This is a genomic window from Streptomyces sp. NPDC090021 (genome assembly GCF_044748225.1).
Taxonomy (GTDB): domain Bacteria; phylum Actinomycetota; class Actinomycetes; order Streptomycetales; family Streptomycetaceae; genus Streptomyces.
Map to the genome: position 1 here is coordinate 1 of NZ_JBIVFO010000011.1, position 11,663 is coordinate 11,663.

The 11,663-nt window shown below is 66.6% G+C and carries 7 protein-coding genes; all 7 read right to left on the reverse strand.

Annotation, left to right across the window (positions count from 1 at the left end; genetic code table 11):
• A partial coding sequence (locus ACIPXC_RS10580) for a DNA-directed RNA polymerase subunit beta' (protein ID WP_401615583.1) occupies positions 1–3,823 on the reverse strand: 3,823 nt, incomplete at its 3' end.
• Positions 3,824–3,924: 101 nt separating this feature from the next.
• A complete protein-coding gene (gene rpoB, locus ACIPXC_RS10585) occupies positions 3,925–7,407 on the reverse strand; it encodes a DNA-directed RNA polymerase subunit beta (RefSeq protein WP_401615585.1) in 3,483 nt (1,160 codons plus the stop codon).
• A 568-nt stretch (positions 7,408–7,975) separates the two neighbouring features.
• The gene (gene rplL, locus ACIPXC_RS10590; protein ID WP_384451560.1) at positions 7,976–8,359 is read right to left on the reverse strand and encodes a 50S ribosomal protein L7/L12; all 384 of its coding nucleotides are present in this window, start codon (positions 8,357–8,359) and stop codon (positions 7,976–7,978) included.
• A gap of 111 nt (positions 8,360–8,470) precedes the next feature.
• The gene (gene rplJ, locus ACIPXC_RS10595; RefSeq protein WP_030026650.1) at positions 8,471–9,001 is read right to left on the reverse strand and encodes a 50S ribosomal protein L10; all 531 of its coding nucleotides are present in this window, start codon (positions 8,999–9,001) and stop codon (positions 8,471–8,473) included.
• A 245-nt stretch (positions 9,002–9,246) separates the two neighbouring features.
• Positions 9,247–10,143, reverse strand: a complete 897-nt coding sequence (locus tag ACIPXC_RS10600) for a hypothetical protein (RefSeq protein WP_401615588.1) — start codon at positions 10,141–10,143, stop codon at positions 9,247–9,249.
• A 242-nt stretch (positions 10,144–10,385) separates the two neighbouring features.
• Complete coding sequence (rplA, locus tag ACIPXC_RS10605) at positions 10,386–11,114, reverse strand: 50S ribosomal protein L1 (protein WP_030959001.1); 729 nt, start codon at positions 11,112–11,114, stop codon at positions 10,386–10,388.
• 88 nt (positions 11,115–11,202) lie between these two features.
• Entirely contained in the window at positions 11,203–11,637 is a 435-nt protein-coding gene (rplK, locus tag ACIPXC_RS10610) for a 50S ribosomal protein L11 (protein WP_030773771.1), read from the reverse strand.
• Positions 11,638–11,663 lie beyond the last annotated feature (26 nt).

Here is an 11,663-nt window from a genome sequence, read left to right on the forward strand (position 1 = left end):
CGATGTCGTCGTAGCCGACGGCCGAGTACATCGCGGCCTTCGCCTCCTCGGTGGGCTCCACCCGGATGTTGCGGTAGCGGGCGAGGCCCGTACCGGCCGGGATGAGCTTACCGATGATGACGTTCTCCTTGAGGCCGATCAGGGAGTCGGACTTGGCGTTGATCGCCGCGTCCGTCAGGACCCTGGTGGTCTCCTGGAAGGACGCCGCCGACAGCCACGACTCGGTCGCGAGCGAGGCCTTGGTGATACCCATCAGCTGCGGACGGCCGGAGGCGGGGTGACCGCCCTCGGTGACCACGCGACGGTTCTCGGTCTCGAACTTCGACCGCTCGACCAGCTCGCCCGGCAGGAGCTCCGCGTCGCCGGACTCGATGATCGTCACGCGGCGCAGCATCTGCCGGATGATGATCTCGATGTGCTTGTCGTGGATCGACACGCCCTGCGAGTTGTAGACCTTCTGGACCTCGCCGACCAGGTGGACCTGGACGGCACGCTGGCCGAGGATGCGCAGCACGTCGTGCGGGTTGGTGGCACCCATGGTGAGCTTCTGGCCCACCTCGACGTGGTCGCCCTCGTGCACGATGACCTTGGCGCGCTTGGAGATCGGGAACGCCGTCTCGTCGCTGCCGTCGTCGGGCGTGATGACGATCTTCTTCGTCTTCTCGGTCTCCTCGATCCGCACGCGGCCGGCGGCCTCGGAGATCGGGGCGACACCCTTCGGGGTACGGGCCTCGAAGAGCTCGACGACACGCGGCAGACCCTGCGTGATGTCGTCACCGGCCACACCACCGGTGTGGAAGGTACGCATCGTCAGCTGGGTACCGGGCTCACCGATGGACTGGGCGGCGATGATGCCGACCGCCTCACCGATGTCGACCAGCTTGCCGGTGGCGAGCGAGCGTCCGTAGCAGAAGGCACAGGTGCCGACCGCGGACTCACAGGTCAGGACCGAGCGGGTCTTGACCTCCTCGACGCCGTTGGCGACCAGGGCGTCGATGAGGACGTCACCGAGGTCGACGTTGGCCGGCGCGATGACCTTGCCGTCGATGACGACGTCCTCGGCCAGCATGCGGGCGTAGACCGAGGTCTCGACGTCGTCGGCCTTGCGCAGCACGCCGTCCTCGCCGCGGACGGCGATCTTCAGCTTCAGGCCGCGCTCGGTGCCGCAGTCCTCCTCGCGGATGATCACGTCCTGCGAGACGTCCACCAGACGACGGGTCAGGTAACCCGAGTCGGCGGTACGCAGGGCGGTGTCCGCCAGACCCTTACGGGCACCGTGCGTGGAGATGAAGTACTCCAGAACGGTGAGGCCCTCACGGAAGGACGCCTTGATCGGACGCGGGATGGTCTCGTTCTTCGCGTTCGACACCAGACCACGCATACCGGCGATCTGTCGCATCTGCATCATGTTTCCTCGGGCACCCGAGTCAACCATCATGAAGATGGGGTTCGTCTTGGGGAAGTTCGCGTTCATCGCCTCGGCAACCTCGTTGGTCGCCTTGGTCCAGATCGCGATGAGTTCCTGCGTGCGCTCGTCCTTGGTGATCAGACCGCGCTCGTACTGCTTCTGGACCTTCTCGTCCTGCGCCTCGTAGCCCGCGACGATGGCCTTCTTGGCCTCGGGCACGACGACGTCGGAGATGGCCACGGTGACACCGGAACGGGTCGCCCAGTGGAAACCGGCCGCCTTCAGGTTGTCGAGCGTCGCCGCCACGATGACCTTGGGGTAGCGCTCCGCCAGGTCGTTGACGATCTCGGAGAGCTGCTTCTTGCCCACCGAGTAGTCGACGAACGGGTAGTCCTCGGGCAGCAGCTCGTTGAAGAGCGCGCGGCCCAGGGTCGTCTTCAGACGGAAGCTGTCTCCCGGCTGGAACTCCTGCTCACCCTCCTCGGCGACCGGCGGCACCCAGCCGCGCGGCGGGATGGTGCCCACCGGGAAGCGGATGTCGACGGACGACTGCAGCGCGAGCTCGCCGGCGTCGAACGCCATGGTCGCCTCGGCCGTGGAGCCGAACGCGCGGCCCTCGCCCTTGGTGTCACGGAGCTCACCGTCGGTGGTCAGGAAGAACAGACCGAGGACCATGTCCTGGGTCGGCATCGTGACCGGACGGCCGTCGGCCGGCTTGAGGATGTTGTTCGAGGACAGCATCAGGATGCGGGCCTCGGCCTGCGCCTCCGCGGAGAGCGGCAGGTGCACGGCCATCTGGTCACCGTCGAAGTCCGCGTTGAACGCGGTGCAGACGAGCGGGTGGATCTGGATGGCCTTGCCCTCGACCAGCTGGGGCTCGAAGGCCTGGATGCCGAGGCGGTGCAGCGTGGGCGCACGGTTCAGCAGGACCGGGTGCTCGGCGATGACCTCTTCGAGCACGTCGTACACGACCGTGCGGCCGCGCTCGACCATGCGCTTCGCCGACTTGATGTTCTGCGCGTGGTTCAGGTCGACCAGGCGCTTCATCACGAACGGCTTGAAGAGCTCCAGCGCCATGGCCTTGGGCAGACCGCACTGGTGCAGCTTCAGCTGCGGACCGACGACGATCACGGAACGCGCGGAGTAGTCCACGCGCTTGCCGAGGAGGTTCTGACGGAAGCGACCCTGCTTGCCCTTCAGCATGTCGCTGAGGGACTTCAGGGGGCGGTTGCCGGGACCGGTGACCGGACGACCACGACGACCGTTGTCGAAGAGGGCGTCCACGGCCTCCTGGAGCATGCGCTTCTCGTTGTTCACGATGATCTCGGGGGCACCGAGGTCCAGAAGGCGCTTCAGGCGGTTGTTGCGGTTGATCACACGGCGGTACAGGTCGTTCAGGTCGGAGGTCGCGAAGCGGCCACCGTCGAGCTGCACCATCGGACGCAGGTCCGGCGGGATGACCGGGACGCAGTCCAGGACCATGCCCTTGGGCTTGTTGCTGGTCTGCAGGAACGCGGAGACGACCTTGAGGCGCTTGAGCGCACGGGTCTTCTTCTGGCCCTTGCCGGTACGGATGATCTCGCGGAGGCGCTCGGCCTCCTCCTCCAGGTCGAAGGACTCCAGGCGCTTCTGCAGCGCGGCGGCGCCCATGCAGCCGTCGAAGTACGTGCCGAAGCGGTCACGCAGCTCGCGGTAGAGGAGCTCGTCGCCCTCCAGGTCCTGGACCTTGAGGTTCTTGAAGCGGGCCCACACCTCGTCGAGGCGGTCGATCTCGCGCTGGGCGCGGTCACGGAGCTGCTTCATCTCGCGCTCGGCGCCCTCGCGCACCTTGCGGCGCACGTCGGCCTTCGCGCCCTCGGCCTCCAGCTCGGCCAGGTCGCTTTCCAGCTTCTTGGCACGGCCTTCGAGGTCGGCGTCGCGGCGGTTCTCGATCTGCTGGCGCTCGACGGAGACGTGGGCCTCCAGCGACGGCAGGTCGCGCTGACGGCGCTCGTCGTCGACGAACGTGATCATGTACGCGGCGAAGTAGATGACCTTCTCGAGGTCCTTCGGCGCGAGGTCCAGCAGGTAGCCCAGGCGCGACGGGACGCCCTTGAAGTACCAGATGTGGGTGACGGGAGCGGCAAGCTCGATGTGGCCCATGCGCTCACGGCGCACCTTGGCGCGCGTGACCTCGACGCCACAGCGCTCACAGATGATGCCCTTGAAGCGGACACGCTTGTACTTGCCGCAGTAGCACTCCCAGTCCCGGGTCGGACCGAAGATCTTCTCGCAGAAGAGTCCGTCCTTCTCGGGCTTCAGGGTGCGGTAGTTGATGGTCTCCGGCTTCTTGACCTCGCCGTGCGACCAGGTTCGGATGTCGTCCGCGGTGGCAAGGCCGATCCGCAGCTCGTCGAAGAAGTTGACGTCGAGCACTGTGCGTCAATCCCTCTTTCGGGGTCGTGTCTCTTGATCAGTGGTCTGAACGGTCCCGGGGATGACGGGGGGCTCTGTTCGTGAGCCCCCCGTCAGGCCCGTCAGACCTCTTCGACGCTGCTCGGCTCGCGCCGGGACAGGTCGATACCGAGCTCCTCCGCCGCGCGGAAGACGTCCTCGTCGGTGTCGCGCATCTCGATGGACATGCCGTCCGAGGACAGCACCTCCACGTTGAGGCAGAGCGACTGCATTTCCTTGATGAGCACCTTGAAGGACTCGGGAATGCCCGGCTCGGGGATGTTCTCGCCCTTGACGATGGCCTCGTAGACCTTCACGCGGCCGGTGACGTCGTCGGACTTGATGGTCAGCAGCTCCTGGAGGGCGTAGGCGGCGCCGTAAGCCTCCAGCGCCCACACCTCCATCTCACCGAATCGCTGGCCACCGAACTGTGCCTTACCACCCAGCGGCTGCTGCGTGATCATCGAGTACGGACCGGTCGAACGGGCGTGGAGCTTGTCGTCGACCAGGTGGTGGAGCTTGAGGATGTACATGTACCCGACCGAGATCGGGTCCGGGAACGGCTCGCCGGAGCGGCCGTCGAACAGGCGCGCCTTGCCGGACGGGAGGACCAGGCGGTCACCGTCGCGGTTCGGGATGGTGTGCTCGAACAGGCCGGCGAGCTCGTCCTCGCGGGCGCCGTCGAACACGGGGGTGGCGACGTTGGTGCCGGGCTCGACGCGGTCGGCGCCGATGGCCTTCAGTCGCTCGGCCCACTCCTCACCCAGACCGGAGACGTCCCAGCCGCGGCTGGCGAGCCAGCCGAGGTGGATCTCCAGGACCTGCCCCGGGTTCATTCGGGACGGGACACCCAGCGGGTTCAGGATGATGTCGACCGGGGTGCCGTCCTCCAGGAACGGCATGTCCTCGATCGGGAGGATCTTGGAGATGACACCCTTGTTGCCGTGACGGCCGGCGAGCTTGTCACCGTCGGTGATCTTGCGCTTCTGGGCGACGTAGACGCGGACCAGCTGGTTCACGCCCGGGGGAAGCTCGTCGCCCTCCTCGCGGTCGAAGACGCGGACACCGATGACCTTGCCGATCTCACCGTGGGGGACCTTCAGCGAGGTGTCACGCACCTCGCGGGCCTTCTCACCGAAGATCGCGCGGAGCAGCCGCTCCTCCGGGGTCAGCTCGGTCTCACCCTTGGGCGTGACCTTGCCGACCAGGATGTCGCCGGCGACGACGTCCGCACCGATGCGGATGATGCCGCGCTCGTCGAGGTCCGCGAGGACCTCCTCGGAGACGTTCGGGATGTCCCGGGTGATCTCCTCGGGTCCGAGCTTGGTGTCACGGGCGTCGACCTCGTGCTCCTCGATGTGGATCGAGGAGAGGACGTCGTCCTGCACGAGGCGCTGCGACAGGATGATCGCGTCCTCGTAGTTGTGGCCTTCCCACGGCATGAACGCGACGAGCAGGTTCTTGCCGAGGGCCATCTCGCCCTCTTCGGTCGCCGGTCCGTCGGCGAGGACCTGGGACTCGACGATCCGGTCACCCTCGTTGACGATGACCTTCTGGTTGACCGAGGTGCCCTGGTTCGACCGGGAGAACTTGGCGACGCGGTACGTGGTGTAGGTGCCGTCGTCGTTGGTGACGGTGATGTAGTCGGCCGAGACCTCCTGGACCACACCGTTCTTCTCCGCGCGGATCGAGTCACCGGCGTCGACCGCACAGCGGTACTCCATGCCGGTGCCGACGAGCGGGGCCTCCGCCTTGATGAGCGGAACGGCCTGGCGCATCATGTTCGCGCCCATGAGGGCACGGTTGGCGTCGTCGTGCTCCAGGAAGGGGATCATCGCGGTCGCGACGGACACCATCTGGCGCGGGGAGACGTCCATGTAGTCGACGTCGCCGCCGGCGATGTAGTCGATCTCGCCGCCACGACGGCGGACCAGGACGCGGTTCTCGGTGAAGCGCATGTCCTCGGACAGGGCCGCGTTGGCCTGCGCGATGACGAAGCGGTCTTCCTCGTCGGCCGTCAGGTAGTCGACTTCGTCGGTGACGACACCGTCGATGACCTTGCGGTACGGGGTCTCGACGAAACCGAACGCGTTGACGCGGCCGTAGGACGCGAGCGAGCCGATCAGACCGATGTTCGGGCCTTCGGGGGTCTCGATCGGGCACATGCGGCCGTAGTGCGACGGGTGGACGTCACGGACCTCGAAGCCGGCCCGCTCACGGGACAGACCGCCGGGGCCCAGCGCCGACAGGCGGCGCTTGTGGGTCAGGCCCGAGAGCGGGTTGTTCTGGTCCATGAACTGCGACAGCTGGCTGGTGCCGAAGAACTCCTTGATGGAGGCGACGACCGGCCGGATGTTGATCAGGGTCTGCGGCGTGATCGCCTCGACGTCCTGGGTGGTCATGCGCTCGCGCACGACGCGCTCCATACGAGCCAGACCCGTGCGGACCTGGTTCTGGATGAGCTCGCCGACGTTGCGCAGACGACGGTTGCCGAAGTGGTCGATGTCGTCGGTCTCGACGACGATCGAACGGCCGGACTCGCCGATCGTCTCGGTCTCGCCGGCGTGCAGCTTGACCAGGTACTTGATCGTGGCGATGACGTCGTCGGTGGTGAGCACACCGGCGTCGAGCGGCTCGTCGGCGCCGAGCTTCTTGTTCACCTTGTAGCGGCCGACCTTGGCGAGGTCGTAGCGCTTGGGGTTGAAGTAGAGGTTCTCGAGCAGCGTCTGAGCGGCCTCACGGGTCGGCGGCTCGCCCGGGCGCAGCTTGCGGTAGATGTCGAGCAGCGCGTCGTCCTGACCCTGGGTGTGGTCCTTCTCCAGGGTGGCGCGCATGGACTCGTACTCGCCGAACTCCTCGAGGATCTGCTCGGTGGTCCAGCCGAGAGCCTTCAGGAGGACGGTGACGGACTGCTTGCGCTTGCGGTCGATGCGGACGCCGACCATGTCGCGCTTGTCGATCTCCATCTCCAGCCAGGCACCCCGGGACGGGATGATCTTGGCGGAGAAGATGTCCTTGTCGGACGTCTTGTCGATGGAGGAGTCGAAGTAGACACCGGGGGAACGGACGAGCTGCGACACCACGACACGCTCGGTGCCGTTGATGACGAAGGTGCCCTTGTTGGTCATGAGCGGGAAGTCGCCCATGAAGACCGTCTGAGACTTGATCTCTCCGGTCTCGTTGTTCGTGAACTCGGCCGTGACGAACAGCGGAGCCGCGTACGTGAAGTCGCGCTCCTTGCACTCGTCGACGGAGTTCTTCGCCGGCTCGAAACGGTGGTCGCGGAAGGTCAGCGACATCGACCCGGAGAAGTCCTCGATCGGCGAGATCTCCTCGAAGATCTCTTCCAGACCGGACTTGGTGGGGACGTCCTGTCCACTCTCAAGCGCCGACTCGACGCGAGACTTCCAGGCGGCATTGCCGAGCAGCCAGTCAAAGCTCTCGGTCTGCAGCGCCAGGAGGTTCGGAACCTCGAGGGGCTCCTTGATCTTTGCAAAGGAGATGCGCAGCGGGGCGGTGCTGGCACCGTTGTTCGTATTGGTCGAGGCGTTGCGCGAGGCGGCCAAGAGGGGGTCCTTCCGAGGGCTCGGACTCACTACGCGCGTACCGGTCCCAGCAGACACAGAAGACGAGGCCCCCCGATTCCGGCCAAAACACCAGGTCAGGGTGGATCAATCAAGTGTGCTCAAGCGTGGGCATGTCCCTGGCGACGGGCAGGGGACAGCTAACAGGCAGCGCAAAGGGTCAGTGTAGCCACTTGGCTCACTGATGTCCAGACCGCGTTTCCGGAAACCGGCAACAGGCCTTCCCCATGTCGTTCAACCCTGCGTCCAACGCTGCGGCTCTCGTGTACAGAGCGCGTAACAGTACTGCCCTCTTCGTAGTCGATCCATGCCTCGGATCCCGGATCGAGGCGGGCCGACCTCCCGACGGGTCTGAGAATTGCGCGCCGCGACCCGTTCGTCAAGGCCCCCTGCTCCGAGCGGATCATCTCCGGACCCTGCGTCGGGGCAACGATGATCACCCTACTCCCCAACGAGACCAGGGCAAGTCAGGCACTGCGAATACGCCAAAGGGCGACCACCCTTACGGGTGATCGCCCCTTGGAGAGGCCGTCAGGCGGCCTCAGAGGTGTTACTTGACCTCGACGGAGGCACCGGCACCCTTGAGGGCCTCGGCGGCCTTGTCAGCGGCCTCCTTGTTGACCTTCTCGAGGACGGGCTTCGGCGCACCGTCGACGAGGTCCTTGGCCTCCTTCAGGCCCAGGGAGGTCAGCTCACGCACGACCTTGATGACCTGGATCTTCTTGTCGCCGGCGCCCGCGAGGATGACGTCGAACTCGTCCTTCTCCTCGGCGACCTCGGCGGCCGGGCCACCCTGGGCCGGACCGGCAACGGCGACGGCCGCGGCGGCGGTGACGTCGAACTTCTCCTCGAAGGCCTTCACGAACTCGGAGAGCTCGATGAGGGTCATCTCCTCGAACTGGGCGAGGAGGTCGTCCTGAGAGAGCTTCGCCATGATGGGCGATCCTTCCACTAATTCGGCAGGTGCCGATGTGTCTATAGAGGCGGGCGTAACGGCCCGCTACGACCCGCGCACTAGGCGGCGCGGATCAATGCGCGAGCCGAATTACTCGGCACCGCCCTGCTCGGCGAGCTTGACGCGAAGCGCTTCCGCGGTGCGGACGAACTTCGACGGCAGCGCCTGGAAGAGCGAGGCAGCCTGGGACTGCTTGCCCTTGAACGCGCCGGCCAGCTTGCTGAGCAGAACCTCGCGGGACTCGAGGTCCGCAAGCTTCTTGATGTCGTCGGCGGAGAGAGCCTTACCGTCAAGGACACCGGCCTTGATGATGAGGTTCGGGTTCTCCTTGGCGAAGTCACGCAGAGCCTTCGCCGACTCCACCGGGTCACCGGTGATGAAGGCGACCGCGGTCGGACCAGCGAAGTGCTCGTCCAGCGCGGTGATCCCGGCCTGGTTGGCCGCGATCTTGGTCAGCGTGTTCTTCACCACGGCGTACTGGGCGTTCTCACCGAGGGAGCGACGCAGCGTCTTGAGCTGCGCGACGGTGAGACCCCGGTACTCGGTCAGCACGGCGGCGTTCGAGCTCTGGAACGCGTCCGTGAGCTCGGCCACCGATGCAGCCTTGTTGGGCGTCGGCATGGTGCGTTCGCCTCCTTCCGGGTGATGAGGACCGCTCAGAAGGGGCTGACATACAAAACGCCCCGGCGCAGGCGCCAGGGCGTAGCTCGACCGGAACGAATCCGGGAACATTCCACAGTCACCTGCGCGGGTCGTCCGCAGTAAGCGGATCCTTCGGCCACCGCACCCTGTCGGGCACAGCAACGACCAGCGGTCTTTGGCTTCCGGGGAAGACTACGTGAAGGGTTCCGGTCGAGGCAAATCGGTCAGCTGCGCAGCCCCGGGAACCCTGCGTCGCGGAGCGTCTTGTCGGCCTTCTCCAGGTCCTTGTCGGCCTGTTCCATGTCCTTGTCGGCCTGGGCGAGGTCGGCGTCGACGCCCTTCATGACGTCGTCGAAGGCGACGACCTGGTCGGCCGGCGGGGGCTCGACGGGGGCCGGCTTGCCGAAGCCGGAGAACTTCCCCGAGGTCTTCGTCGTGCCCTTGTCGTCCGTGCTTGAGCTGTCGACACGGACCGGGTAACCGTCGGCGCCGATCCACAGGTCCACCTCGAAGGCGGTGATGTGCTTCACGGCCTCGTGGAGGTACTGGCGGTTCTTCTCCTCCATGACCTTGGTGGACTCGTCCGCCCGGAGCAGGTCCGCGCCCGTGAGGCTGCCCTTGTAGTGCTGGGCGTCGACGCCGTCGGTCTTCTCGGCCCCGACGTACGTGAGCTTCTCCTGGCCGAGCAGCATCGCCAGGAACTCCGCGGGGTCCTGGTTCAGCCGGACCCCCGGCTTGCCGTCCTTGGACAGGTCCATCTGCATCCAGATCTTGCCCTTGAGGGGCTGGTCCAGCCGGCTGTAGACGGTGTCGCCCATCATGATCGAGCGGGTGTCGGGCTTGCCCTCGCCCCGGTCCCCCAGGACCACGTCCTGGGCGGACGGGTACCAGGCCTTCGTGCCGGTCTCCCGCACGGTCTTGCCGTCGCTCCCGGTGGTGACCGTCTCCGTCGTGGCGGACTTGGCGGCCACCGTCTTCAGGTAGGACGCCTTCACCGCCGCCACGGGGTCGTGCGCCGTCTCCTCGGCCCCGCCCCCGCAGGCCGCGAGTCCCCCCACGAGAAGCCCGCCCCCGGCGATCGCGACCGCGCCCCGGATCCGGATCCGGACAGCCTTGTTCATCTGTTCTCCCCCTGCATGGTTCTGTGTGCCGACCTGTGCGTCGGCGAAAGGCGCGGGGAGGTCGGAAAGCCCCCGCGCCGTCTGTTCAGCGCCCCCGGCGCCGTCCCCGTGGTTCCGCGCGCCCGCACGGCGGCGGGCGGCCGGGGGATGTGCCGGACGGCACGGAAAACGGGCCCCTCGCCGCCCGGGAAGGGGGCGAGGGGCCCGTTCAGTCACTCGGCGAGCCCTGGGGCTCGGCCGGGTCAGACCGCGGCCGGGTCTTCCTCGACGAGGAGGTTCCGGGTGCGGTTCGGGTCCAGCTGGATGCCGGGGCCCATGGTGGTGCTGAGGGCGGCCTTCTTCAGGTAACGGCCCTTGGCGGCGGACGGCTTCAGACGAAGGATCTCGTCCAGGGCCGCGCCGTAGTTCTCGACGAGCTGCTCATCGGAGAAGGAGACCTTGCCGATGATGAAGTGCAGGTTCGAGTGCTTGTCGACGCGGAACTCGATCTTGCCACCCTTGATCTCGGTGACAGCCTTCGCGACGTCCATCGTCACGGTGCCGGTCTTCGGGTTCGGCATGAGACCACGGGGACCGAGCACGCGGCCGAGGCGGCCGACCTTGCCCATGAGGTCCGGGGTGGACACAACGGCGTCGAACTCGTTCAGGCGGTTGCCCTTGGCGATCTCGTTGATCAGCTCGTCGTCGCCGACGATGTCGGCGCCGGCGGCTTCCGCGGCCGCAGCACGGTCACCGGTCGCGAAGACCAGGACCCGGGCGGTCTTGCCGGTGCCGTGCGGGAGGTTCACGGTGCCGCGGACCATCTGGTCGGCCTTGCGCGGGTCGACACCCAGGCGGAAGGCGACCTCGACGGTGCTGTCGAACTTGGTCGAGGAGATCTCCTTGGCGAGACGGACGGCCTCGAGCGGGGCGTACTGCTTCTCCCGGTCGACCTTGGCGTCCGCAGCGCGGAGAGTCTTGCTGCGCTTCACTTCAGCTCCTGTATTTCGGATTCAGGCATGGAGTCGTGGTGCGGACCAGCGCTTGGCCCTACCACTGGTGGTGCTGGGGGTGGCTGGATCAGCCCTCGACCGTGACGCCCATCGAGCGCGCGGTGCCGGAAATGATCTTCACGGCGGCGTCGATGTCGTTGGCGTTCAGGTCGGGCATCTTCAGCTCGGCGATCTCGCGGACCTGGGCGGCCGTGAGCTTGGCGACCTTGGTCTTGTGGGGCTCGCCGGAGCCCTTCTCGATGCCCGCGTGCTTCAGGATGAGGCGCGCAGCCGGCGGCGTCTTGGTGATGAAGGTGAAGGTGCGGTCCTCGTAGACCGTGATCTCCACCGGCACGACCATGCCACGCTGCGACTCGGTCGCGGCGTTGTAGGCCTTGCAGAACTCCATGATGTTGACGCCGTGCTGACCGAGCGCGGGGCCGACCGGCGGAGCCGGGTTGGCCGCGCCGGCCTTGATCTGGAGCTTGATAAGCCCCGTGACCTTCTTCTTCTTGGGAGGCATTGCTCTCTCCGGGTCCTAGTGAGAGT